Below are 23,845 nucleotides of genomic sequence, written 5' to 3' on the forward strand. Positions count from 1 at the left end.
CCTGTGGGTTGTCCACAGGACGAAGCGCATGAGCTGCCTCCAAGTGAGTTTACGAGACTTATATTGAATATAAGCAGCGACAAGAGGGGGACAAGATGTCGGCAGTGCCGGAACGGCGGCGGTACGACTCGCTGGTCCGGACCGCGCAGGCCGACGAGACCCGCCGGCAGATCGCCCAGGCGGCCCGCCGGCTCTTCGTGGCCCAGGGGTGGGGCCAGACGACCGTCCGGGACGTGGCCCGCGAGGCCGGCGTCTCGGTCCCGACGGTCTACTCGGCGTACGGCAACAAGAAGGGTCTCGCCATCGCGCTGATGGACGCCGCAGACCTCGCCGCCGACCCGGACCGGCTGGTGGCGGACCTGGCGGCTGCCGGTGACCCACCCGGCCAGCTCGCGGTCTCGGTCGCCTTCCACCGAAGGCTGTACGAGCGGGCCGGGGACGTGATCCTGCTGCTCCGCGAGGGCGGGCGGACCGAACCGGAACTGGCCGCCGCCTACCGCGAAGGACCTCGGCGCGGCGAGGAGGCGCTGCTACGGCTCTTCTCCTCCTGGCCCGCCGGCACCTTCTCCGACGGCGTCGACCCGCGTACCGCCGTCGACATGTACGGGGCGATCTGCGGCATCGACGCGTACACCGGGTTGACCGCCGGGCGCGGCTGGTCGCCCGAGCGCGTCGAACGCTGGTGGACGGGCCTGCTCACCCGGGAACTACTCGGCTAGAAGGCGCAGGCGATGACGAGTTCCGGGGTGCGGTCGGGGAGGAAGTCGAGCTTGCCGATCCGGCCCGCCGCCTTCAGGTCACCGGCGATGCTGGCCAACTGTTCCAGCATCGCCGCCGGGCCGAGCGCCTCGGCCAGCGGAATCTCGGTACGCATCGACACCTTGCGCTCCGACTTCGCCCGCCGGACCTGGGTCAGCGCCGCGCCGGCCAGTTCCAGTAGCGCCGGATCGCCGTCGGCGGCCACCCGCCCGATCTCGTACGTCGTCGGCCAGGGCGAGCGGTGCACCGAGCCGTACCGCCACCAGGACCAGACCTCCTCGGTGACGTACGGCAGGAACGGGGCGAAGAGCCGCAGCAGCGTGGCGAGGGCGGCGGCGAGTGCCGCCCGGGCCGAGTGGGCACCCGGCCCCTCTCCGTAGGCGCGCTCCTTCACCAACTCGATGTAGTCGTCGCAGAACCGCCAGAAGTACGCCTCGGTGACCTGCATCGCCTCGGTGTGGTCGTACCGGTCGAAGGCGGCGGTGGCGCTCGCGACCACAGTGGAGAGTCCGGCGAGCATCGACCGGTCCAGCGGCTCGGTCGCCGGCGCCCGCAGGGCGTCGGCGGCACCGAGCCCGAGCGCGAACTTGGACGCGTTGAGCAGTTTGGTGGCGAGCCGCCGGCCGATCCGGATCTGTCCCGGGTCGAACGCCAGGTCGGTGCCGGGCCGACCGTTCGCCGCCCAGTAGCGGACGGCGTCCGGGCCGTGCTCGGTCAGCAGCCCCATCGGGGTCTGCACGTTCCCCTTGGACTTCGACATCTTCTTGCGGTCCGGGTCGAGGATCCAGCCGGAGAGCACCGCGTCCCGCCACGGCAGCACCCCGGCCTCCAGGTGCGACCGGACCACGGTCGCGAACAACCAGGTACGGATGATCTCCTGCCCCTGCGGCCGCAGGTCCATCGGGAAGACCCGGGCGTAGAGGTCGGGGTCGTCGAGCCAGCCGCCGACGATCTGCGGGGTCAGCGACGAGGTGGCCCAGGTGTCCATCACGTCCGGATCGGCCATGAAGCCGCCCGGCTGGCCGCGCTGCGCCTCGGTGTAGCCGGCCGGCACCTCGGAGGTCGGGTCGACGGGCAGCGTCGCCTCGTCCGCCGTGAGAGGCTGGGCGTAATCCGGCTCGCCAGCGTCGTCGAGCCGGTACCAGACCGGGAACGGCACCCCGAAATAGCGCTGCCGGCTGATCAGCCAGTCCCCGGTCAGCCCGCCCACCCAGTGCTCGTAGCGGTGCCGCATGTGTGCCGGCACCCAGTTCAGCTCGCCTCCCCGGTCGAGCAGGGCGGCCCGCAGCTCGGCGTCCCGGCCGCCGTTGCGCAGATACCACTGCCGAGTCGAGATGATCTCCAGCGGGCTGTCGCCCTTCTCGTAGAACTTCACCGGGTGGGTGACCGGCCTCGGCTCGCCGACCAGGTCGCCCGAGTCGGCCAGCAGCTCCACGATCCGCCGCCGGGCCGCGTTGACCCTCAGCCCGGCGAGATCGGCGTACGGGGCCGGGTCGACCCCGGGCGGCGGCTCCGGCAGCAACCGGCCGTCCCGGCCGATCACCACCCGGGCCGGCAGTCGCAGCTCCCGCCACCAGGTCACGTCGGCCAGGTCACCGAAGGTGCAGGTCATCACCAGACCGGTGCCCTTGGCCGGATCCGCCAGCGGGTGGGCGTAGACGGTCACCTCGGTGCCGAACAAGGGGCTGCGGACCGTGCCGCCGACCAGGTCCGCGTACCGCTCGTCGTCGGGGTGGCAGACCAGCGCCACGCAGGCCGGCAGCAGCTCGGGGCGGGTGGTCTCGACGTACACGTACGCCTCGTCGCGGCCGGGGCCGGGACCGACCGGAGTGCCGGCGCTGCCCGGCCCGGAGGCGAGCACCTCGAACCGGATCCGGTGGTACGCCCCCGGCCGCTCCCGGTCCTCCAGCTCCGCCTGGGCGACCGCCGTGCCGAAGCCGACGTCCCAGAGCGCGGGCGCCTCGGCAGAGTACGCCTCACCCCGGGCCAGGTTCCGCAGGAACGCCCGCTGCGCGGTGGCCTGCGCGGTACGGCCGATCGTGGTGTACGTCAGCGACCAGTCCACCGACAACCCGAGGCGTCGCCACAGCTCCTCGTAGACCTGCTCGTCCTCGGCGGTCAGCGCGGCGCAGAGTTCCACGAAGTTGCGCCGTGAGATGGCGACCGGGTGCCGGCGGGCCTCCTCGCTGACCGGTCGGCGGGGCGGCTGCCACCGCGGGTCGTACGGCAGGCTCGGGTCGCAGGCGACGCCGTAGACGTTCTGCACCCGGCGCTCGGTGGGCAGCCCGTTGTCGTCCCAGCCCATCGGATAGAAGACCGTCCGGCCGCGCATCCGCTGGAACCGGGCCACCGTGTCGGTGTGGGTGTACGAGAAGACGTGCCCCATGTGCAGTTCGCCGGATACGGTCGGCGGCGGAGTGTCGATCGAGTACACGTCCGACCGGCTCTTGGTCCGGTCGAAGGCGTACGTCCCCTCCTCCTGCCACCGGCGGGCCCACTTCTCGGCCAGCCCGTCCAGGCTCGGCCGCTCGGGGACACCGGTGCGCTGGTGCCGCTCCGCATCCGTCATTGGCCGATGGTACGGGAGAAGGCCGGGCGGCCGACCGGGATTTCCGCAGCGCCCGCCCACCCGCCGGCCTGCTACTCCGGCCGCGCGTCGGCCAGCGTCCTCTCGGGTGGATGCACGAGCGGGGCAGCTCGGCAGTCCGCGCGACTCGGCACCCGGGCCGGCGGCCGGATGTTGATCCGCAAGCTAACGTGGACGCCGTGATTACCGAGGTGCTGGCCCGCAACGCACGGCAGGTGTGGGGGGCGGACGGTGCCCGCTGGCTCGCCGAGCTGCCCCGGGTGCTCGCCGAGGTGGCCGCCGACTGGGAGTTGACCGTCGGTGAGCCGTTCGACCTGTCGTTCCACTACGTCACCGGGGTGACCTGTGCCGACGGCCGACCGGCGGTACTGAAGCTGGGCGTGCCGAGCGGGAAGTCGCTGCGTACCGAGGCAGCGGCGCTGGCCGCGTTCGCCGGCCGGGGCGCCGTACGCCTGCTCCGCGCCGACCTCGAACGAGGTGCCCTGCTGCTGGAGCGGGCCGGGCCCGGCTGGCGGCTGCGTGACCTGGTGCCCGGCCGGGACGCCGAGGCGACCACGGTGGCGGCGGAGCTGCTGCGCCGGCTCGCCGTGCCGCCCCCGCCCGACTGCCCGCTGCCGGACCTCTCCACCTACATCGCCGGCTTCGACGACTATCTCGCGGCACACGGCGACGGCGGGCCGCTCCCGGCCGACCTGGTCGGCCGGGCCGGTGGCCTGATGCGCGAGCTGTGCGCCTCGGCGACCGAGCGGAGCGTGCTGCACGGCGACCTGCACCACGACAACATCCTGCGCGCCGAGCGCGAACCGTGGCTGGCGATCGACCCGCACGGACTGGTCGGCGATCCCGGCTTCGAGGTCGGCGCGCTGCTCTACAACCCCGAGCCGGGCGACCGGGACGCCGCGTTGACCGCGCTGGTGCCGGCCCGGGTCGAACAGCTCGCCGACCTGCTGGCGATGCCGATGGACCGGGTGGTCGGCTGGGGCTTCGTGATGGCGGTGCTGTCGGACGTCTGGACGGCCGAGGACTGGAAACCGGGCGACCGGTCGCCGGCCAGCCGGGCCCTGGACGTCGCGCGCCTGCTGCTGCCCCGGCTGGGCTGAACCCTTCCGGGCCCAACCCGGCCAGCCTCACAGTCAGTGCAGCAGGGAGTCCTGCCACTGCCGGTGCAGGGCGGCGTACCGGCCGCCCCGGGCGATCAGCGTCTCCGGTGCGCCGTCCTCGACCACCCGGCCGCCGTCCAGCACCAGCACCCGGTCCGCGATCTCCACCGTGGACAGCCGGTGGGCGATGACGATCGCCGTCCGGTCGGCGAGGATGGTCCGCAGGGCCCGCTGCACCAGTCGCTCGCTCGGGATGTCCAGCGACGAGGTGGCCTCGTCCAGGATCAGTACCGCCGGGTCGGCGAGGAACGCCCGGGCGAACGCGACGAGTTGCCGCTGCCCGGCCGAGAGCCGGCCGCCGCGCCGGTGCACGTCGGTCTCGTACCCGTCGGGCAGCGCCGCGACGAAGTCGTGCGCGCCGATCGCCTCCGCCGCCGCCACCACGTCGGCGTCGTCCGCCCCCGGCCGGCCGAACCGGATGTTGTCCGCCACCGACCCGGCGAAGAGATGGTTCTCCTGGGTGACCATGACGACCGCCCGGCGCAGGTCGGCGTCGGCGACCTCGCGCAGGTCGACGCCGTCCAGGGTGACGGTGCCCCGGGTCGGGTCGTAGAACCGGGCAACCAGCTTCGCCACCGTCGACTTCCCCGCCCCGGTCGCGCCGACCAGCGCCACCGTCTGGCCGGCCGGGATCGACAGGGTCAGCTCCGGCAGTACCGGGGTGTCGCACCGGTAGCCGAAGGTCACCGCCCGCAGTTCGACGGCACCCCGGACCGGCCCGGTCGGCAGCGGGCGGGGCGCGGCCGGTTCCGGTACGCTGGGCCGCTCGTCGAGTACTCCGGCCAGCTTCTCCAGCGCCGCCGTCGCCGACTGGAGAGCGTTGTAGAACTGGCTCAACTCCTGCATCGGCTCGAAGAACCGGCGCAGGTAGAGCAGGAATGCGGCGAGTACCCCGATCTCGGCGTGCCCGCCGAGTACCCGCATGCCGCCGTACGCCAGCACCACCGCGATGGTCACGTTGCCGATCACCTTGATCGCCGGGGAGTAGGTGGCGATCAGCCGGAACGCCCGCAGGTTCGCCCGCCGGTGGTCGTCGTTGAGGACGGTGAAGATCTGCTGGTTGCGCGGCTCCCGGCGGAACGCCTGCACCGCCCGGATCCCGCCGAGCGACTCGACGAAGTGGACGATCACCAGCGCGACCGTCTCCCGGGTGCGCCGGTAGGCGGACGCCGAGGCGCGGGCGAACCAGCGGGAGAGCCAGAGCAGGAACGGGAAGGCGAGCAGGGTGACCACGGCCAGCGGCGGGTCGAGCCAGAGCAGGACGCCGGCCACCGAGACGATGGAGAGCACGGCGAGCACCAGGTCGTCGATGCCGCCGTCGACCAGTTCGGCGATCGAGTCCATGTCACTGGTCAGCCGGGCCACCAGCCGGCCCGAGGTGTAGCGCTCGTGGAAGCTGACCGAGAGCCGCAGGAAGTGGTCGTACACCCTGCGCCGCAGGTCCAGCAGGATGGCCTGGCCGATCCGGGTGGAGAGGGTGAGGAAGCCGCGCTTGCCGGCGTACTCGGCTCCGGCGGCGAGCCCGAACGCGGTCGCCACCGCGACCAGTGGACCGGGATCACCGGCCCGGAGCGGTCCGATCGCCCGGTCGATGCCGAGCATCACCAGGTAGGGTCCGGCCATCCCGGCCGCGTTCTGGAGCAGCAGCAGGGCGACCGCCACGCCGATCAGCCTGCGGTGTGGCCGGATCAGCGAGCCGAGCAGGACCCGGCTGCGGTTGCGGAGCCGGGCGATGCCCTGCGCGGTGCCGGTCTCGGCGGCGGTACGGTCCGCCTCCGGATCGGCGGCGATCCCGCGCCACCGGGCCAGGCCCGGGGCGCTGGTCGTCGCGGTGTCGGCGGACTCGGCCGCCGTCGCGCCGTCGACCGGACCGGCTGTCGTCATGACCGGACGAGTCCCAGGTCGTCGGTCTCCTCGGCGGCCTCGGCGGTCTTCGCGGCCTCCCCGGCGACCTCGGCAGTCGCGGCGCTCCCGGCGGCTTCGGCGCTCTCGGCGGTCTCGGCGGAGAGCACCGCCCGGTACGCGGGCACGTCGCGCAGCAGTTCGGCGTGGGTGCCGACGGCGGCGATCCGGCCGTCGGCGAGCAGCGCCACCCGGTCGGCGAGAGCCACGGTCGAGGGCCGGTGCACCACCACCAGTGCGGTGGTGTCCCGGAGCACCTGGGCCAGCGCCCGCTCGACCAGCGCCTCGGTGTGTACGTCCAGCGCCGACAGCGGATCGTCGAGCACCAGTACGCCGGGCCGGCCGAGTACCGCCCGGGCCAGGGCCAGCCGCTGCCGCTGCCCGCCGGAGAGGGAGAGCCCCTGCTCGCCGATCCGGGTGTCCAGACCCCACGGCAGGTCGTACACGAAATCGGCCTGGGCCACGGCGAGCGCGGCGCGGACCTCGTCGTCGCCGGCATCGGCCCGGCCCAGGGTGAGGTTCTCCCGGACGGACATGGAGAAGAGCGTCGGCTCCTCGAACGCGAACCCGACCCGGCTGCGCAGCGAGTCGAGCCGGATGTCCCGGATGTCCCGCCCGTCCAGGGTGACCTGGCCGGCGGTGACGTCGTAGAGGCGCGGCACCAGCGACAGCAGGCTGGTCTTGCCGCAGCCGGTGGCTCCGACGATGGCCAGCGTCTCGCCGGGTTGGACCGCCAGGGCGACGTCGCGCAGCACCGGGGGACCCTGCGGGTAGCCGAACCAGACCCCGTCGAAGCGGAGCGCGCCGCCCCGACCGGGCGCCTCCGGCCCGGCCAGCGCCACCGCACCCGGCCGGTCGACGACCGTCGGACGGGTGTCGAGTACCTCGTAGATCCGGTCCGCCGCCGTCATCGCCTCCTGGGCGTTGGCGATGATCCAGGCGAGCGACTCGATCGGCCAGACCAGCATCAGTTGCAGGCTGACGAAGGCGACCAGTTCGCCGATGCTCAGCGAGCCGTCCGCGACGGCCACCGCACCGGCGACCAGCACCGCGGCCAGGGTCAGGTTGGGAATCAGGTCGAACTGCGCGGAGGTACGGGCCAGCAGCCGACCCTTGCCGGTCGCGGTGTCGTGCAGCGTACGGCTGCCGGCGCCGAACCGCCGGGTCATCTCCGGGCGCCGGCCGAACGCCTTGACGGTGCGGATGCCCTGCGCGGACTCCTCGATCAGGGTGGCCAGGTCGCCCTGCTCGTCCTGGAGCCGCCGGGCCGCCAGCAGATAGGCCCGGGTGAACCGGCGACTCGCCAGGAACAGCGGTACCGCGCCGGCCGCGACCAGCAGCCCCAGGCCCGGGTGCAGCGTGATCAGCAGGGTCACCACGGCGAGGTAGGTGGTGACGTTCACGACGAGGAAGAGCAGCCCGAAGGAGAGGAAGCGCCGGATCACCGACAGGTCGCTGGTGACCCGGGACAGTAGCTGCCCGGACTGCCAGCGGTCGTGGAAGCCGATGTGCAGCCGTTGCAGGTGGGCGTAGATCTCGTCGCGGATGGTGGCCTCCATCCCGACCGCCGAGGAGGACTGGGCCCACCGCCGGATGAAGATCAACGCCGCTTCGGCGAGCCCGAGCAGCAGTGCCAGCCCGCCGAGCCGGAGCAGCCCGCCGGGGTCGCGGTGCGCGATCGGGCCGTCCACCGCCCGCTGCACCACCAGCGGTACGCAGATGCTCGCCCCGGTCGCCGCGAACGCCGCGAACAGCAGCCAGACCAGTTGACCCCGGTACGGGCGGAGATAGCGGCGCAGCCGCCAGAGGTTGCGGGGCAACGGATTGCCGGGCAGCCGGAGCCGGCGGCGGGGCGGCGGATCGGTGCTGTGTCGCGCCGGGTCCCCGCTGCGGCGTGACCACCGCCGGACGGGCAGCCGGAAGCCCGGCCGGCCCCGGACCGTGGGCTCGTCGTCACGATCCGGCGCCATGCCCTGACGTTAACGGTAAATCCAGCCTCCGGTTGAGTCGTGTTGTTGTCACCTGGTCTCCGCGGCACCGGCACCGGCCGACACCGGGCGCCGGATCGATGCTGATCCGCGACTCAGCCCCGTCGACCTCCCGGCGCCGGCGGGCTGCCGGGGACCGGCGGCCGCATCCAACGTTGCGGGGCGGTCATCAGCGGACCGGGCTGCCCTCGTGCGCGAGCAGCCAGCGCTTCACCGGCAACCCCCAGCGGAAGCCGCCTAGCCCGCCGTCGGTACGCAACACCCGGTGACACGGTACGAAGAGCGCGGCGGCGTTGCGGGCACAGGCCATCGCGGCGGCCCGGACCGCCCGGGGCCGGCCGGAGAGCTCGGCGAACTCGGTGTAGGTGACCGGCTCACCCGCCTTGACCTGCCGCAGCGTCTCCCAGGCGTGCGCCAGGAACGCGCCTTCGGTGTGCTGCGCGACCGGCACCGCGTCGATCGCGGTCAGGTCCCCGTCCAGATAGCGGCGTACGGCTGAGGTGACCGGGCCGAGTTCGGGCCGCTCCCGCACCTCGCGGCGCAACCGCGGGTGCACCAGCCCGAGCAGGGTGCCGGAGTCGGTGCCGAAGCCGGCGGCGTGCACCGTTCCCTCCGGGTCGGCCAGTACCGTCAGGGGACCGGCCGGGGTCTCGATCCGGCTGCTGTACATCTCGTTCATTCCGCTCTCCATAGTCTGATCACCGCGTACGAGCGCCAGGGCCGCCAGCGGCCGGCGTACGCGTCGAGGCTCTTCGGGTCGTCGGGGAGGCCGAGCGCTGCGGCGCCCCGGCGTACCCCTAGGTCGGTGGGGAGGAAGACGTCGGGGTCGCCGATCGCCCGCATCGCGACGTAGCCGGCGGTCCAGGGGCCGATTCCGGGCAGCGCGGTCAGCCGGTCGACCAGTTCGGCCCGGTCCGCGCCGGGGTCGAGGTCAAGGTCCCCGGCGGCGACCGCCTCGGCCAGGGCCCGGATCGTCGCCCGCCGGGCGGCCGGCATCCCGAACGCCGAGTCCGGCAGCGCCAGCACCTCCTCGGCGGACGGAAACGCGCGCAGCCCACCGGTCCCGCCCAGGCCGGGCAGGCTGCCCACCGCTGCCGCCGGGTCGACGTCCGGCCCTGCCCCGTCGGACGGGTCGGTGGCGGGCAGGTCGTCCCGGGGCGGGGCGGTCGGCGTCCCGGCGGTGGTCGCGGCGGCGAGCCGGGCCAGCACGGTACGGGCACCGGCGACCGACACCTGCTGGCCGACGATCGCCCGGACGGCCATCTCGAAGCCGTCCACCGCACGCGGCACCCGGATGCCGGGCTCCTTCGCCACCGCCTCCGCGAACGCGGGATCCGTGCCGAGCAGGGCGTCCACCGCCTCCGGGTCGGCGTCCAGGTCGAAGAGCCGGCGGCAGCGGGCCACCGCCGGAGCCAGGTCGCGGACGTCGGCGAGCCGGAGGGTGGCGCCGACGTACCCGGGCATCGGGGTCAGCGCGATCTCGGCCGGTCCGTTCGGCAGCCGCAGGCCACGGCGGTACGACCCGGCACCGACCTCCTCGATCCCGGGCACCGCCCGCAGGGCGAGGAAGTCCAGCAGCGCGTCGGCGTGCAGCGGTGCCCGGTAGGCGAGCCGCAGCGAGATCGTCCCCGGTACGCCGTTGCCGTCGGGGCCGGCAGGGACGGTCGAGGTGGCCGACGCAGCGCCGCGCGGCGGCCGGGAAGCACGGCGGGAGCCCGTACCGGCGGCGCGGCGTGCGGCGTCGCGCAGCCCGGACGGCGCGACCGCGTACACCTCGCGGATCGTGTCGTTGAACTGCCGTACGCTGCCGAAGCCGGCGGCGAAGGCGATCTCGGCCAGGCCGAGGTCGGTCGTCTCGACCAGGATCCGGGCGGTCTGCGCCCGCTGTGCCCGGGCCAGGGCGAGCGGACCGGCGCCGACCTCGGCGACCAGCATCCGGTTCAGGTGCCGCTCGGTGTAGCCGAGCCGGCTCGCCAGCCCCGGCACCCCCTCCCGGTCGACCACGCCGTCGGCGATCAGCCGCATCGCCCGGCCGACGACGTCGGCCCGGACGTTCCACTCCGGCGAACCGGGGGCGGCGTCCGGGCGGCACCGCCGGCAGGCGCGCAGTCCGGCCCGCTGGGCGGCGGCGGCCGACGGATAGAACCGGACGTTGTGCCGCTTCGGGGTCATCGCCGGGCAGGACGGCCGGCAGTAGATGCCGGTGGTGGTGACGCCGGTGTAGAACCAGCCGTCGAACCGCTGGTCCCGGCTGTCGACCGCCCGATAGCACCGCTCGAAGTCCAGCTCCATGCCTTCGATGGTGCACCGTGCCGGCCGCGCTGACTCGCGGAAATCGGACCTGGCCGTGCGTAGCCGGGCGCGGGTGGCCGGGGTCACCCGCCCGTCTCGCCCGTTGCGGTATCCCTCCGGCGGCGTCCGTAGACTTCATCCCGGGCCGGGCCGGTGACCGCACCGGGTCGCGGAAGGCTACGAGAGAGGCAGTCGCGTTCGCATGACTTCACTGACCATCGGTATCGTCGGCCTGCCCAACGTCGGCAAGAGCACGCTCTTCAACGCGCTGACCAAGAACGACGTACTCGCCGCGAACTATCCGTTCGCCACCATCGAGCCGAACGTCGGGGTGGTCGGCCTGCCGGACGAGCGGCTGGGCAAGCTCGCCGAGATCCACGGCTCGCAGAAGATCATCCCGGCGCCGGTCTCCTTCGTCGACATCGCCGGCCTGGTCCGGGGCGCGTCGAAGGGGCAGGGCCGCGGGAACGCGTTCCTGGCCAACATCCGGGATGCCGCCGCGATCTGCCAGGTCGTCCGGGTCTTCTCCGACCCGAACGTCGTACACGTCGACGGCAAGGTCTCGCCCGGCGACGACATCGAGACGATCAACACCGAGCTGATCCTGGCCGACCTCCAGACGATCGAGAAGGCCCTGCCCCGGCTGGAGAAGGAGGCGAAGGTCCGCAAGGACCGGGCCGCCGCCGTCACCGCCGCGAAGAAGGCGGCCGAGCTGCTCGACACCGGGGTCACCCTCTACGCGGGCGCGGCCAACGCCGGGATCGAGGTCTCCGAGCTGCGCGAGCTGCACCTGCTGACCACCAAGCCCTTCCTGTACGTCTTCAACGTCGACGAGGCGGAGCTGAACAACGCGGACCTGCTCGACGAGCTGCGGCTGCTGGTCGCCCCGGCCGAGGCGATCTTCATGGACGCCAAGGTCGAGTCGGAGCTGACCGATCTGCCCCCGGACGAGGCGCGGGAGCTGCTGGAGTCGATCGGGCAGTCCGAGCCCGGTCTCGACCAGCTCATCCGGGTCGGCTTCCGTACGCTCGGCCTGCAGACGTACCTGACCGCCGGGCCGAAGGAGGCCCGGGCCTGGACCGTCCCGATCGGGGCGACCGCGCCGGAGGCGGCCGGCGTGATCCACTCCGACTTCCAGCGCGGCTTCATCAAGGCCGAGATCGTCTCGTACGACGACCTGGTCGCCGCCGGCTCGATGGCGGCGGCCAAGGCTGCCGGCCGGGTCCGGATCGAGGGCAAGGACTACGTCATGCAGGACGGCGACGTGGTCGAGTTCAGGTTCAACGTCTAGTTCCGATCCGACGTCCGAGTACAAGTGATCAACGCGATCTTCTTCGATGTCGGCGGGACGATTCTCGACGAGTCCCGCGAGTTCGAGACCTGGGCGGACTGGCTGGGCGTTCCCCGGCACACGCTTTCGGCGGTCTTCGGTGCGGTGATCGCCCGGGGCCTGGACTACCGGGAGACGTTTCGGGTCTTCCGGCCCGATTTCGACCTCACGGTCGAGATCGAGCGCCGGGCGGCGGCCGGCAAGCCGGAGTCGTTCGACGAAGAGGACCTCTACCCCGACGCCCGACGGTGCCTGACCGCCCTGAAGGATCAGGGCCTGTTCGTGGGCCTGGCCGGCAGCCAGCCAGCCTGGGCCGAGAAGACCCTCCGCGCTCTCGACCTCCCGGTGGACGCGATCGGCACCTCGGGTGGTTGGGGCGTGGCGAAGCCGTCGCCGGCCTTCTTCGAGCGGGTCGTCCAAGAAGGCGGTGGCGACCGGTCCTCGATCCTGTACGTCGGCGATCGGCCCGACAACGATGTACGCCCGGCCGGGGCGGCCGGGATGCGGACCTGTCTGATCCGGCGCGGTCCGTGGGGTCACATCCTCGACGACCCGGCCGCCGCCGAGCAGTGCCTGTTCCGCATCGATTCGCTGGACGAACTCCCGGGCCTGGTCGCGAAGCACAACGCCGCAGCCGGCTAGCTCGCCGATGGTGCGGGGAACAGCCCGCTCAGCGGGATTGCCCGGCCGGGCTCGCCGCGACGGTGCCCGCGATCGGGGTGGTCGGGCGGCCGGTGAGCCGGGACGGGTCGCCGGGTGTGCCGGCGAGCAGACCCCGGCTGATCGCCTCGTCCACGTCGACCAGTACCTCGGCCAGCGGGGCGGGGACACCGGCGCTGGTCAGCACCGCGGTGCCCCGGCTCAGGATCCCCGGCAGCTCGTTGACGGCTGGACACCCGACGTCAACCGGGCGGACTGCCCGTCCCGGGGCGTGCTCGAACACGTCACCAGCCGCTGGGGCGTGCTGGTGCTGGCCGCACTGCCGCACCGGTCGTACCGGTTCAGCGAGCTGCGCCGCCAGGTCGGCGGGGTGGGCGAGAAGATGCTGGCCCAGACCCTCCAGACCCTGGAACGAGACGGCTTCGTGCACCGCGCGGCCCGGCCGGTGATCCGGCCCCGGGTGGACTACTCGGCGACCTCCCGGCCGGCCCGGAGGTCGCGGAGCAGGTGTCGGCGCTGGCACGCTGGGTCGAGGGTCGGCTCGGCGACGTGCTCGCGGCGCGCAGGGCGTACGACGCGACGCGGGAGTCCTGAACTCCGCCGTCGGCGCGGTCGGCGGTCAGGAGATGTAGTGCAGGATCACGTTGTGCACGTGGTGACTCTTCTGGTCGCCACGGAACTCCACCTCGTAGGTGTGGGTGCCGACGTTGATCGCGATGGCGCCGGTGGAGAAGAACGACCCGCCCCAGGACTTGTTGCTGACCACGCTCACACTGGTGATCTTCGAGTACGGGATGCTGGTGATCGCGAACTTCTTGCCGACGAACGACTTGTCCTGGATGATCACGCGTCGGTCGGTCAGCCCGATGAACCCGGTGCCCGTGCCGATGGCGTCGTAGACGGCGATGACCCGTTCCCCGTCGAGGAGGCCGCTCTCGATCTGCTTGAGCTGCTCGCGACGGTCATAGCTGACGTTGGTCATGATCCGAGGGTAGGGAGGGTGCGCCACCCGGGTGCCGCCCCGCCGGCCGGGCTCGGTCAGTGCGGAGCGGTCACCGCGCGGTAGACGTCCTCGATCCGGGCCGCAAGCGTGACCTCACCCTCGGTGATCTCGCTGTCGTCGCGCGAGCCGATCCTGATCTGGGTGTGTCCGTCCAGCCGGCGGATCTCCGGGCGGAGATGCAGCGCGTCCGCGATGATCTTTATCCGCTCGGTGAGGGCCGCGTGCTGGGTGTCGTCGAGGATGAGGGTCCTTCTGATCTGCTGTCCCTCGCGGGTCCAGCTGCCCAGTAGGGTGAGTGCGTCGCTCAGGTAGTCACGGTCCATCCGGCCACCCCACAGAGCACGCATCGCCAAACCTCCCAGGCGTCGTTGCCGGCTTGTGGCCAAATCGTCGCCATCCCGTGTCTCGGTCGGTGCTCCCTAGTCTGTCGCTGGCCGGCTGGTGTGTCCACGTCCACCCTTCCGTCTTCTGTTGACCGGTGGGCCCGGCGCAGCTACCCGAATTCCCGATTGATCTGGCACGCTGGACGCCCGTGCGGACCGATTGGGCGAACGGTAACGACCGTGATGGGCATTCCGAGGGGCATTCCGGGCGGGGGCGCCGGGATCCGAAGGTCGTGGTGGGGGCCGCCATCGTGGTCGCCGGCCGGGTACTCGCCTGTGCCCGATCTCACCCGCCGGAGGTTGCCGGCCGTTGGGAGTTTCCGGGCGGGAAGGTCGAGCCGGGCGAGTCCGAGGTCGCCGCGCTGGTCCGGGAGTGCGCCGAGGAGCTGGGCGTACGCGTCGAGATCGGTGACCGGGTCGGCCGGGACGTCCGGATGGGCCACGGCCGTTCGGTGCTCCGGGTCTATCTGGCCGAACTCGTCGACGGCGACCAGCCGCAGCCCCTGGAGCACTCCGAACTCCGCTGGCTGCGCCCCGAGGAGCTGGACAGCGTGCCGTGGCTGCCGGCGGACGTACCGATCGTGGCGGCGCTGCGCCCGCTGCTGGCTGCCGCCTCCTGACGAGGCCGGACCGGGCTGACCGACGGGCCGGGGCTGACCGACCGGAGCCGGACCGGGCCGATCGACCTCCGGGCCGTGGGCCGGGACCGCCGGGTGGCGACCCCTGCCCACGACCCGGGACGGATCAGTCCTTTGCCGGCGGCTGGTCCGGGTGGCTGTAGTTGAGCCCCTCGGACGGCAGCGGGAAGGTCACGTCGTCGCCGAACGGCGAGGGCGCGGCCGCCCTGTCGAAGGTGAACTCGCTGATCGCCAGCCGGCCCCGGGAGTCCAGCGGCGGAGCGGTCGGGTGCGGGACCTGGCGGGCCCAGTGCACGCCGCGCTCCGCGCTGGTGTCGGGGTCGTGCGACCCGCCGCCGTGCGCGTGCGCCGTGCCGAGCTGGTCGGGGTCGCGCGGGGTCTGGGCCTGCGCGGCCTCGTTCTGCTTGCCACGGCGGAAGATCTTGCTACCGAGCCACACAACAGGATCGTACCGTCGGTCGACGACGCGTTCCTTCATTGGGATGATCGCGTTGTCGGTGATCTTGATGTGCTCGGGGCAGACCTCGGTGCAGCACTTGGTGATGTTGCAGTAGCCGAGGCCCTGTGACGCCTGGGCGTACTCCTTGCGGTCCGACTTCGCGTCCAGCGGGTGCATGTCCAGCTCGGCGGCGCGGATGAAGTAGCGCGGCCCGGAGAAGGCGACCTTGTTCTCCTCGTGGTCCCGGACCACGTGGCAGGTGTTCTGGCACAGGAAGCACTCGATGCACTTCCGGAACTCCTGCGACCGCTCGACGTCGACCTGCTGCATCCGGTAGTCACCCGGCTCAAGGTCTGCCGGCGGCGCGAACGCCGGGGTCTCCCGGGCCTTCTCGTAGTTGTACGAGACGTCGGTGACCAGATCCCGGATGACCGGGAAGGTCCGCAGCGGGGTGATGGTGACCGTCTCGTTCTCCTCGAACGTCGACATCCGGGTCATGCAGCCCAGCCGGGGCATGCCGTTGATCTCCATCGAGCAGGAGCCGCACTTGCCCGCCTTGCAGTTCCACCGGCAGGCCAGGTCCGGCGCCTCGGTCGCCTGCAACCGGTGGATGACGTCGAGGACCACCTCGCCCTCGTTCACCTGCACCTGGTAGTCGGTCAGCTCGCCGCCGGACTCGTCGCCGCGCCAGACCTTGAAGTTCCGGGTGGAACCGGCCTTGCCGGCGCCGCCCGGCGCGTTCTGTGTCGCCATTACTTGGCCGCCTCCTCAGCGTGCGCCTCTGCGGTGAGGGCGTCGAAGTCCGCCAGTTCCTCTTCGGTCAGGTACTTGGCCAGCTCGGTGCGGTCGAAGAGCTGGATCAGCTCGGCCCGCATCTTCGGCAGCGGCTTCTGCTCCAGGCGTACCTTGTCGCCGTCGAGCGAGCAGACCAGGTTGACCGTGCGCCACTGCGGCGCCATCGTCGGGAAGTCCTCCCGGGTGTGGCCACCCCGGGACTCCTCGCGCTCCAGCGCCGCCCGGGCGGTGCACTCCGAGACCACCAGCATGTTGCGCAGGTCGAGCGCCAGGTGCCAGCCGGGGTTGTAGCGGCGACCGCCGGCCACCGCCACCCGGGTCACCCGGTCGCGCAGGTCGGCGAGCTTGACCAGCGACTCCTCCAGCTCACCCTTGCGCCGGATGATGCCGACCAGGTCGCCCATCACCGCCTGGAGGTCCTGCTGCAACGTGTACGGGTTCTCCCCGCCCTCGCGCTCCAGCGGGGCCAACGCCCGGTCCACCGCGGCCTCGACGTCCGACGCCGACACCTTCGGCCGGGCCGGCAGCCGACCGGCGTACGCCGAGGCGTGCTCACCGGCCCGCTTGCCGAAGACCAGCAGGTCGGAGAGGGAGTTGCCGCCGAGCCGGTTGGAGCCGTGCATGCCGCCGGAGACCTCACCTGCGGCGAAGAGCCCCTGCACGTGCCCGGCCGCAGCACCGCTGTCCGGGTCGACCTCGACGCCACCCATCACGTAGTGGCAGGTCGGGCCGACCTCCATCGGCTCGGCGGTGATGTCGACGTCGGCCAGCTCCTTGAACTGGTGGTACATCGAGGGCAGCCGGCGGCGTACCTCCTCGGCCGGCAGCCGGCTGGCGATGTCCAGGTAGACGCCGCCGGCCGGCGTACCCCGACCGGCCTTGACCTCGGCGTTGATCGCCCGGGCGACCTCGTCCCGGGGCAGCAGCTCCGGCGGGCGCCGGTTGTTGTCCGGGTCGGTGTACCAGCGGTCCGCCTCCTCCTCGGTCTCCGCGTACTGCTTGCGGAAGACGTCGGGGACGTAGTTGAACATGAACCGCTTGCCCTCGGAGTTCTTCAGCACCCCGCCGTCACCCCGGACCGACTCGGTGACCAGGATGCCCTTCACCGAGGGCGGCCAGACCATGCCGGTCGGGTGGAACTGGAGGAACTCCATGTTGATCAGCGTGGCGCCGGCCCGCAGTGCCAGCGCGTGCCCGTCACCGGTGTACTCCCAGGAGTTCGAGGTGACCTTGTAGGAGCGGCCGACGCCGCCGGTGGCCAGCACCACGGCCGGGGCCTCGAAGAGGACGAACTCGCCGGACTCCCGGTAGTAGCCGAACGCGCCGGCGATCTTGTCCCCGTCGAGCAGCAGCTCGGTGATGGTGGTCTCGGCGAAGACCTTGATCCGGGCCTCGTAGTCGCCGTGCGCCTTCTTGTCCTCCTGCTGCAACGAGACGATCTTCTGTTGCAGGGTGCGGATCAGCTCCAGCCCGGTCCGGTCGCCGACGTGCGCCAGCCGCGGGTACTCGTGGCCGCCGAAGTTGCGCTGCGAGATCTTCCCGTCCTTGGTGCGGTCGAAGAGCGCACCGTACGTCTCCAGCTCCCAGATCCGCTGCGGCGACTCCTTCGCGTGCAGCTCGGCCATCCGGAAGTTGTTCAGGAACTTGCCACCCCGCATGGTGTCCCGGAAGTGCACCTGCCAGTTGTCCCGGCTGTTCACGTTCCCCATCGCGGCGGCGGCGCCGCCCTCGGCCATCACCGTGTGGGCCTTGCCGAACAGCGACTTCGAGATGATCGCCGTCCGCTTCCCGGCGAGCCGGGCCTCGATCGCCGCGCGGAGGCCGGCGCCACCGGCACCGATGACGACGACGTCGTAGTGGTGTCGTTCGATTCGGGTAGTCATGTCAGAGGCCCTTTAGTTGATGAACCGCAGGTCGTCGAACCAGTTCGCGGAGAGCGCCATGACGTAGAAGTCGGTCAGCGCCAGGGTGCCCAGGGTGATCCAGGCGAGCTGCATGTGCCGGACGTTGAGCTTGGAGACGAACGTCCAGGCCCGGTACCGGACCGGGTGCTTGGAGAAGTGCTTCAACCGCCCCCCGGTGATGTGCCGGCAGGAGTGGCAGGAGATCGTGTACGCCCAGAGCATCACCACGTTGCCGAGCAGGATCAGGTTGCCCAGGCCGAAGCCGAAACCCTTCGGGCTGTGGAAGGCGAGGACCGCGTCCCAGGTGTTGATCAACGAGATGATCACCGCGGCGTAGAAGGTGTAGCGGTGCAGGTTCTGCCCGAGCAGCGGGAAGCGGGTCTCACCGGTGTAGGTCTTGTGCCCGTCCGGGACCGCGCAGGCCGGCGGCGAGAGCCAGAACGACCGGTAGTACGCCTTGCGGTAGTAGTAGCAGGTGAGCCGGAACAGCAGCAGGAACGGCAGGGTCAGCGCGGCGTCCGGGATGATCCACCAGCCGGGCAGTACCCGCCCGAAGTGCGCCGCCTCGGGAATGCAGGCCTCGGTCACGCACGGCGAGTAGAACGGGGTCAGGTAGTGGTAGTCCGCCACCCAGTAGAAGTCGTGCATGAATACCCGCACCGTCGCGTACGTGACCCAGGCGCCGAGCCCGATCACCGTGATCAGTGGAGCGAACCACCAGCGGTCGGTACGCAGGGTTTTTGCCGCGATGGCCGCGCGCTGGCGCACGCTCCCCGGCAGTCCGGCCGGAGGTGGGGCCGTCCTCGTAGTCATCTATGTCTCCCTGACGGGGCCCGGTCGCTATGACGGGCACGGATGGTGTTCCGGCGGGGCGCGCGGGGCAGGGGAAGACCCGCAGCCGCGCTACCTGCGTCCGCGTCGGTGCACACGTTACGCCGCACGTTGACAGGCACATGCGCAAGGGAGTCTCGCGGGTTTCCTGCCGATTACGAAAGTCCCGCTCCCGGATCCGGGCGCGGTTGTGCAGAACTTCACTCGGTGCGACCGGTCGTCGACCCCGGCGACCGGTCACCGGCGTCGACGTACCGGAGTGGAACGCGAGAGGTTACAGGTCCGGCGCGGCGAGTCTGCGGGCGGCGGAGGCACACTCCTCGGGCCCGTGCTGCAACCGGTCCAGCACCGGTCGGCCCGCCGGATCGCGCGGTGCGATGAAGAACGCCGGCTCACCGTTGGTCACCTGCCGGTCGAGCGCGTCCGCATAGCTGGCCCGGGCGTCGACCAGCCGCTGCCAGGACTCACCCCGACCGCCCGGTTCGTCGTCGTCCGGTTCGTCGTCACGCCCGCCCCACCAACCGCGTAGTCGTTCGATCTCGGAGAGGAACGGTCGTACGGCGGCGTTCTCGTCCCGGATCGCCGCCGCCCGCTCGCCCGGACCGCCGGTGGCACCGGGCGGGATCAGCCGGTTGAGCCGCTTCTCCAGCTCGCGGCAGGCGCTCTCGCCCCGGGCCTGCACCGTCCGCTCCCGGTCGGACTCCCGGGCGAACCGGCCCAGCCCGGCCGCGAACGCGCCGAGGCAGCCGCAGACCAGCAACACAACGACCGCCGCCCCGGCGATCGCGGCGATGGTCAGCCGGCGGCGCCGTCGGGCGGCCGGGTCGGGCTGGCGTCGCTGCCCTGCCGACCCGTCGGGACCGGCCGGCCCACCCGGAGGTACGTCGCCGGCCCGGCCCGCCGGCTCGGCCGGTCGATCGGTTCGCCCGGCGCTGCCCACCGACTCGGTCCGGTCCGGTTTCCCGGGCCCGTATCGGGAGCCGGTGCCCGCGTCGTCGGCGGCGGGGGTGGTCGCGTCGTCCGTCACGCCACACAGTCAAGCACCGCGACGCGATCCGGGCATCCCCGCGCCGGACGACGGGCACGTCCCGCCGTCCGGGCACCGGTCAGCCGGAGGCGCCGCCGGTGAAGTTCCACGAGGCCAGCCGGAGCGGCAGCGCCGACCACCACGCGCTGGAGAAGGTCTGGGACTGCAATGCCAAATGCCGGCCGATCCCGAGTACGGCGCCGGGGGCGAGCGCCTGCGGATAGGACTGGGTGAACCGGAAGTTCTGTACGGCGGCGGCCACCTCTCCGTCCTCGATCAGCCACACGCCGTTGCGGGTGAGCCCGGTGACGACCAGACTCCTCGGGTCGAGAACCCGGGTGTACCAGAGGTCGGTGACCAGCAGCCCACGGCGTACCTGGCCGACCAGCGCGGCGGTGTCCGCGTCGACCACCGGTCCGGAGACCTCGCCCGGCCTGGTCACCCCGTTCGGCGAAGCGGCCGGCGCGAGCCCGAGGTGCAGCGGTACCGCCCCGAACGACGCCCCGCCCGGCACCGCGTGCCCGGTCGACGCGGTACCGGCCTCGGCGGCGGTCCGCCGGTCGTGCGTGACCGTCCGGGTGACACCGTGCTCGACCAGCGCGACCGGGGTCCGGCGGGTGCCCTCGGCGTCGAACGGCAGCGCCGGGCCGGCCAGCGGGTCGTCCAGCAGCGTGACCGAGCGGTCGAACTGTTCCTCGCCCGGCACCGCGAACGAACGCTGCTCGTTGTACGCCTTGCCGTTGAAGCCGTACGTCGCGAGGTTCTGCAACAGGTCGGCGACGGCGGTCGGCTCCAGCACCACCTCGTACCGGCCGGGGGGAAGTTCGACGGGGGCGACCCCGGCCCGCGCCTTCACCGACGCCCGCGCGCCGAGTACCCCGCCGTGCAGGTCGGCGAGGCGGAACGAGCCCAGTCGGGCCACCCCGTCCGCACCGCCGCACCGGGCGATCCCGTCCATCGCCGCCTCGGTGCTCCGCCCGGAAGCCGCGTGCCCGGCCGTGTTGGCGAACGCCCCCTCCCGCCGCCCGGTACGGCAGTAGCCGGCTGCCTCCAGGCCGCCGACGGCGTCGACGAACTCGCGTACCCGCTCGGCCCGCTGTTCCGGCCCGGCCGCGGCGGTCGCCTCGTCCCAGTTGCCGTCGTCGTCCACGGCGGTCGGTGGGGTCAGCCCCGGCCAGCCCGGGTCGGGCGGGCAGTGCCGGACCGCCGCGACCGTACGCTCGACCAGGTCACGTACTCCCTCGGCACTGACCACGGTGGACGATCCGGTCGCGGTACGCCCGTCGAGGTGCAGCCGCAGCCGTACCGTCGTGGCGACGTCGGCCAGGTTCTGGTGGATGAAGGAGTTCGCGAACCGGGTCAGCGCCAGTTCGGCCCGCTCGGTGCCGACCTCCGCCTCCGCGCTCGGCCCGGCGACCTGCCGGACCAGTTCGACGACCCGGCCGGCAAGGTCGAGTGGGGATGTCATCGCTGCCTCCATAACCGCGCACACTCCCTCGTCGCGCTCACCGGTGCTGGCTTCGTTCGCGACTGCGGGGCTCGCAGGCCCGGCTCACTCCTCGCGCTCACCGGTGCTGGCTTCGTTCGCGACTGCGGGGCTCGCAGGCCCGGCTCACTCCTCGCGCTCACCGGTGCCGGCCTTTCGTTCGCGACTGCGGGGCTCGCAGACCCGGCTCACTCCTCGCGCTCACCGGTGCCGGCCTTTCGTTCGCGACTGCGGGGCTCGCAGACCCGGCTCACTCCTCGCGCTCACCCGCGGACTCCGACCCGGACGTTGCGGAACCGGGCCGGGGCGGCCGGGTGGCCGGTGTGGCCGATCTGCCCCGGCTGCCCCTTGCCGCAGTTCGGCGTGCCCCAGGCGACGGTCTCCGAGGAGAGCATGTCCATCGACCGCCAGAACTGCGGCCCGATCCCGGTGTACGTCGGGTTGCGCAGCATCCGGCCCCGCCGGCCGTTCTTGACCTCCCAGCCGATCTCGCAACCGAACTGGAAGTTCAGCCGCTTGTCGTCGATCGACCAGGAGCGGTTCAGGTCCATCAGCACACCGTCGTCGGTGGCCGCGATGATCTCGTCCAGGGTGTGTGGTCCGGGCTCCAGCCCGACGTTGGTCATCCGGACCATCGGCAGCCGGGCCCAGCCGTCGGAGCGGACGCTGCCGGCGTAGTCCAGGCCGGCGACCGCCGCCGAGTCCCGGCCGGCGAGCGTACCGACCCAGCGACCCTCCCGGACCGCGTCGCGCTTGGCCGCCGGGGTCCCCTCGTCGTCGAAGCCGAAGCTGCCGAGGGCGCCGGGGATGGTCGGGTCGATGGTGACGTTCATCAGTTCGGAGCCGTACCGCAGCGCGCCGAGCTGGTCGAGATCCAGCCAGGACGTGCCGGCGAAGGCGGCCTCCCAGCCGAGGATCCGGTCGAGTTCGATGGCGTGCCCCACCGACTCGTGGATCTGCAACGCCATCTGCTCGCTGCCGAGGATCAGGGTCGTCTCACCGGCGGGGCAGAGCGGTGCGGTCACCAGCTCCCGCGCCTCCTCGGCGATCCGGGCGGCGTGCGCGGTCAGGTCGAGCGAGTCGACCAGCTCCCAGCCCTGGGTGCCGTACTGGCCCCGGTAGCTGGGGTAGGAGCGGCGCTGCGTCTCGCCTTCGCCGAGCACCGTCGCCGAGATTCCCGCTCCCGACTCCCGGATGTGCTGGTCGATCCGGTGCCCCTCGCTGGAGACGAACCACTTGCGGGTGTCCCAGATCTGGTAGAGCCCCTCGGCCAGGTCGGCGCCGTGTTCCCGGGACGTGCCGGTGGCCCGGACCAGCAGGTCGCCCTTGTCCGACAGCGACACCGAGAGCGGGTCGACGGCGCACGGGGAACTCCACGATCCGGTGCTGGCCGGCGTCGGCAGCAGGCCGCTGCCGGGACCGGCGACCCGGCCACTCGCGGCGGCGATCCGCGCGGCCCGCTCACCCGCCGCCCGGGCCGCCGACTCCGCCAGCTCGGGTACGGCGTAGAAGCCCCATCCCGAGCCGACGAGTGCGCGTACCCCGATTCCGGCGCTCTCGTCCTGGGTGACGGACTCGATCTCGCCGTTGCGGGCGGACATCGACTCGTACCGGCGGTGCATCACCCGCGCGTCGGCGTACCGGGCCCCGGCGTCGAGGGCGGCCTGTACCGCCGCCGTCGCCACGTCGAACTCGGCCATCGGCATCTCCTCGCTGGTTCGCCCGTTCGCCTGATCCGGCCGGAGCCGAACCCGATCATGGATGACCTTATGCGAGGAGACGGGTTCAGCGCCGGGGGAGCAGGTCGTCCGGCCGGATTTCCGCCACCACCGGCTCGCTGAGCCGCAGGGATTCGCCGGACTTGGCCACCGCGTGCTCCACATAGTGGGAGCCGTCCAGGCGGTGCAGCCGTAGCGTGCCGGTCTCCTGCTCGACCAGCAGATACCACGGGATCCGGGCAGCGGCGTGGTAGTGCATCTTGAGCACCTTGTCGGTGGCGGCGTTGCTCGGCGAACTGATCTCGCAGACCAGCCGGACCGCCGTACCGTCGACGACCGGCTCGTCGAAGTCGATCTCGCCGGTGACCACCAGGTCGGGGATCGGAATCCGGCCCGGTTGCGGCCGTACGTTCACCGCCTCCAGCACGTGGAGTCCGGCGGCGCGCACGGCCGGCCGCAGGGCCGAGCGGATCTCGCCGGAGATGTGCTGGTGGCGAGGAGTGGGGGCAGGTGTCACGTGGAGGCTCCCGTCGAAGAGTTCGACGCGATCCCGGGTCTCGCCCAGGGCGAGGTATTCCGCTTCGGTCCACGGCCCGCCGTGCTCGAACACCGCCGCGGTCATGGCCACCTGCGGCCCGTCGTCGTGACTCGGTAGTTCGCCTCCGGTACGGCGCCAGTCTGGCACAGCGGACCGACACCGCGTGGACTGCGAGGCTCCTTCTCGGAAGCAGTGGCTTCCGTCGCGGGTACCCCACTGTCTCGGGGAAACAGCGCGATCTTCCCGGGGTGCCGGCGGTGGGGGTGGGTGGGGTCGACAGGGTGGGGCGGAGCCATTTGAATAGGGCGATGCGCCGGTCTGCCGGTGTGGGAGCCCGGTGGACTGGGAAGATCGGCACGTGTAGCTTATTTTCACCCTCTGAACTCTGCTGTAGGTTACCTTCAC

Annotated in this window: 18 protein-coding genes and 3 pseudogenes; 6 read left to right on the forward strand and 15 right to left on the reverse strand. The window is 72.1% G+C overall.

All coding sequences use genetic code 11. The features are described 5' to 3' along the window. The first annotated feature begins 95 nt into the window (after positions 1-95). Positions 96-719: a TetR/AcrR family transcriptional regulator gene (locus V1634_RS21195; protein ID WP_331209629.1), complete on the forward strand. Its 624-nt coding sequence runs from the start codon at positions 96-98 to the stop codon at positions 717-719. Here the strand turns inward: V1634_RS21195 and valS are convergent. Beyond that, positions 716-3,328, reverse strand: a complete 2,613-nt coding sequence (gene valS / locus V1634_RS21200; RefSeq protein WP_331209630.1) for a valine--tRNA ligase — start codon at positions 3,326-3,328, stop codon at positions 716-718. The genes V1634_RS21195 and valS overlap by 4 nt on opposite strands. Positions 3,329-3,525: 197 nt before the next feature. Between valS and V1634_RS21205 the strand changes: the two genes are divergently transcribed. Beyond that, a complete protein-coding gene (locus V1634_RS21205) occupies positions 3,526-4,446 on the forward strand; it encodes an aminoglycoside phosphotransferase family protein (RefSeq protein ID WP_331209631.1) in 921 nt (306 codons plus the stop codon). Positions 4,447-4,479: 33 nt separating this feature from the next. Here V1634_RS21205 and V1634_RS21210 read toward each other — a convergent pair whose 3' ends face one another. The 4 genes from V1634_RS21210 to V1634_RS21225 form a co-directional block, all read right to left on the reverse strand. Then, on the reverse strand, positions 4,480-6,390 hold the full coding sequence (locus V1634_RS21210) for an ABC transporter ATP-binding protein (RefSeq protein ID WP_331209632.1): 1,911 nt from the start codon (positions 6,388-6,390) through the stop codon (positions 4,480-4,482). After that, entirely contained in the window at positions 6,387-8,378 is a 1,992-nt protein-coding gene (locus V1634_RS21215) for an ABC transporter ATP-binding protein (protein ID WP_331209633.1), read from the reverse strand. Before V1634_RS21215 ends, V1634_RS21210 begins: the two co-directional genes overlap by 4 nt. Before the next feature lie 187 nt (positions 8,379-8,565). Next, positions 8,566-9,075: a methylated-DNA--[protein]-cysteine S-methyltransferase gene (locus V1634_RS21220; RefSeq protein ID WP_331209634.1), complete on the reverse strand. Its 510-nt coding sequence runs from the start codon at positions 9,073-9,075 to the stop codon at positions 8,566-8,568. Further along, a complete protein-coding gene (locus tag V1634_RS21225) occupies positions 9,072-10,688 on the reverse strand; it encodes a DNA-3-methyladenine glycosylase 2 family protein (protein ID WP_331209635.1) in 1,617 nt (538 codons plus the stop codon). The genes V1634_RS21220 and V1634_RS21225 overlap by 4 nt, the downstream gene beginning before the upstream one ends. 202 nt (positions 10,689-10,890) lie before the next feature. On the opposite strand from V1634_RS21225, the gene ychF reads away from it, so the two are divergent. The 3 genes and pseudogenes from ychF to V1634_RS21240 all read left to right on the forward strand — a co-directional run. After that, positions 10,891-11,979 (forward strand): redox-regulated ATPase YchF, encoded by a 1,089-nt coding sequence (gene ychF, locus V1634_RS21230; protein ID WP_331209636.1) that lies wholly within the window; start codon positions 10,891-10,893, stop codon positions 11,977-11,979. Positions 11,980-12,003: 24 nt separating this feature from the next. Continuing rightward, positions 12,004-12,660 (forward strand): HAD family hydrolase, encoded by a 657-nt coding sequence (locus V1634_RS21235; RefSeq protein WP_331209637.1) that lies wholly within the window; start codon positions 12,004-12,006, stop codon positions 12,658-12,660. A 7-nt stretch (positions 12,661-12,667) separates the two neighbouring features. Beyond that, positions 12,668-13,099, forward strand: a pseudogene (locus V1634_RS21240) (winged helix-turn-helix transcriptional regulator); the annotation flags it as partial. A gap of 198 nt (positions 13,100-13,297) precedes the next feature. On the opposite strand, the gene V1634_RS21245 reads toward V1634_RS21240, so the two are convergent. Together V1634_RS21245 and V1634_RS21250 are read right to left on the reverse strand one after the other, a co-directional pair. Then, the gene (locus V1634_RS21245; protein WP_331209638.1) at positions 13,298-13,660 is read right to left on the reverse strand and encodes a PH domain-containing protein; all 363 of its coding nucleotides are present in this window, start codon (positions 13,658-13,660) and stop codon (positions 13,298-13,300) included. A 56-nt stretch (positions 13,661-13,716) separates the two neighbouring features. Next, positions 13,717-14,028, reverse strand: coding sequence for a 4a-hydroxytetrahydrobiopterin dehydratase (locus V1634_RS21250; RefSeq protein ID WP_331209639.1), 312 nt, complete (start codon positions 14,026-14,028; stop codon positions 13,717-13,719). 269 nt (positions 14,029-14,297) lie between these two features. On the opposite strand from V1634_RS21250, the gene V1634_RS21255 reads away from it, so the two are divergent. Then, positions 14,298-14,684 carry a (deoxy)nucleoside triphosphate pyrophosphohydrolase gene (locus V1634_RS21255; RefSeq protein WP_331209640.1) on the forward strand — a complete coding sequence of 129 codons (387 nt, stop codon included), beginning with the start codon at positions 14,298-14,300 and terminating at the stop codon, positions 14,682-14,684. A gap of 124 nt (positions 14,685-14,808) precedes the next feature. On the opposite strand, the pseudogene V1634_RS35495 reads toward V1634_RS21255, so the two are convergent. From V1634_RS35495 to V1634_RS21290, 8 genes and pseudogenes are all read right to left on the reverse strand, one after another. Next, positions 14,809-15,051, reverse strand: a pseudogene (locus V1634_RS35495) (succinate dehydrogenase/fumarate reductase iron-sulfur subunit); the annotation flags it as partial. A gap of 54 nt (positions 15,052-15,105) precedes the next feature. After that, a pseudogene (locus V1634_RS21260) lies at positions 15,106-15,894 on the reverse strand (succinate dehydrogenase/fumarate reductase iron-sulfur subunit); the annotation flags it as partial. Then, a complete protein-coding gene (locus V1634_RS21265; protein ID WP_331209642.1) occupies positions 15,894-17,819 on the reverse strand; it encodes a fumarate reductase/succinate dehydrogenase flavoprotein subunit in 1,926 nt (641 codons plus the stop codon). The pseudogene V1634_RS21260 and the gene V1634_RS21265, both read right to left, overlap by 1 nt. A 12-nt stretch (positions 17,820-17,831) precedes the next feature. Continuing rightward, complete coding sequence (locus tag V1634_RS21270) at positions 17,832-18,653, reverse strand: hypothetical protein (protein ID WP_331209643.1); 822 nt, start codon at positions 18,651-18,653, stop codon at positions 17,832-17,834. Positions 18,654-18,945: 292 nt separating this feature from the next. Further along, positions 18,946-19,698: a hypothetical protein gene (locus tag V1634_RS21275; RefSeq protein WP_331209644.1), complete on the reverse strand. Its 753-nt coding sequence runs from the start codon at positions 19,696-19,698 to the stop codon at positions 18,946-18,948. A 79-nt stretch (positions 19,699-19,777) separates the two neighbouring features. Further along, positions 19,778-21,166, reverse strand: coding sequence for a TldD/PmbA family protein (locus V1634_RS21280; protein ID WP_331209645.1), 1,389 nt, complete (start codon positions 21,164-21,166; stop codon positions 19,778-19,780). 281 nt (positions 21,167-21,447) lie between these two features. After that, positions 21,448-22,884 (reverse strand): TldD/PmbA family protein, encoded by a 1,437-nt coding sequence (locus V1634_RS21285; protein WP_331209646.1) that lies wholly within the window; start codon positions 22,882-22,884, stop codon positions 21,448-21,450. A gap of 85 nt (positions 22,885-22,969) precedes the next feature. After that, positions 22,970-23,524, reverse strand: a complete 555-nt coding sequence (locus V1634_RS21290) for a Uma2 family endonuclease (protein WP_331209647.1) — start codon at positions 23,522-23,524, stop codon at positions 22,970-22,972. Positions 23,525-23,845: the final 321 nt, after the last annotated feature.

Source organism: Plantactinospora veratri (assembly GCF_036421995.1).
Lineage (GTDB): Bacteria > Actinomycetota > Actinomycetes > Mycobacteriales > Micromonosporaceae > Plantactinospora > Plantactinospora veratri.

Excerpts from the sequence above, each read along its gene's own strand:
- V1634_RS21195 (WP_331209629.1), top strand. The coding sequence starts at position 96 with ATGTCGGCAGTGCCGGAACGGCGGCGGTACGACTCGCTGGTCCGGACC.
- valS (WP_331209630.1), bottom strand. The coding sequence starts at position 3,328 with ATGACGGATGCGGAGCGGCACCAGCGCACCGGTGTCCCCGAGCGGCCG.
- V1634_RS21210 (WP_331209632.1), bottom strand. The coding sequence starts at position 6,390 with ATGACGACAGCCGGTCCGGTCGACGGCGCGACGGCGGCCGAGTCCGCC.
- V1634_RS21215 (WP_331209633.1), bottom strand. The coding sequence starts at position 8,378 with ATGGCGCCGGATCGTGACGACGAGCCCACGGTCCGGGGCCGGCCGGGC.
- V1634_RS21220 (WP_331209634.1), bottom strand. The coding sequence starts at position 9,075 with ATGAACGAGATGTACAGCAGCCGGATCGAGACCCCGGCCGGTCCCCTG.
- V1634_RS21225 (WP_331209635.1), bottom strand. The coding sequence starts at position 10,688 with ATGGAGCTGGACTTCGAGCGGTGCTATCGGGCGGTCGACAGCCGGGAC.
- ychF (WP_331209636.1), top strand. The coding sequence starts at position 10,891 with ATGACTTCACTGACCATCGGTATCGTCGGCCTGCCCAACGTCGGCAAG.
- V1634_RS21245 (WP_331209638.1), bottom strand. The coding sequence starts at position 13,660 with ATGACCAACGTCAGCTATGACCGTCGCGAGCAGCTCAAGCAGATCGAG.
- V1634_RS21250 (WP_331209639.1), bottom strand. The coding sequence starts at position 14,028 with ATGCGTGCTCTGTGGGGTGGCCGGATGGACCGTGACTACCTGAGCGAC.
- V1634_RS21265 (WP_331209642.1), bottom strand. The coding sequence starts at position 17,819 with ATGACTACCCGAATCGAACGACACCACTACGACGTCGTCGTCATCGGT.
- V1634_RS21270 (WP_331209643.1), bottom strand. The coding sequence starts at position 18,653 with ATGACTACGAGGACGGCCCCACCTCCGGCCGGACTGCCGGGGAGCGTG.
- V1634_RS21280 (WP_331209645.1), bottom strand. The coding sequence starts at position 21,166 with ATGACATCCCCACTCGACCTTGCCGGCCGGGTCGTCGAACTGGTCCGG.
- V1634_RS21285 (WP_331209646.1), bottom strand. The coding sequence starts at position 22,884 with ATGGCCGAGTTCGACGTGGCGACGGCGGCGGTACAGGCCGCCCTCGAC.
- V1634_RS21290 (WP_331209647.1), bottom strand. The coding sequence starts at position 23,524 with ATGACCGCGGCGGTGTTCGAGCACGGCGGGCCGTGGACCGAAGCGGAA.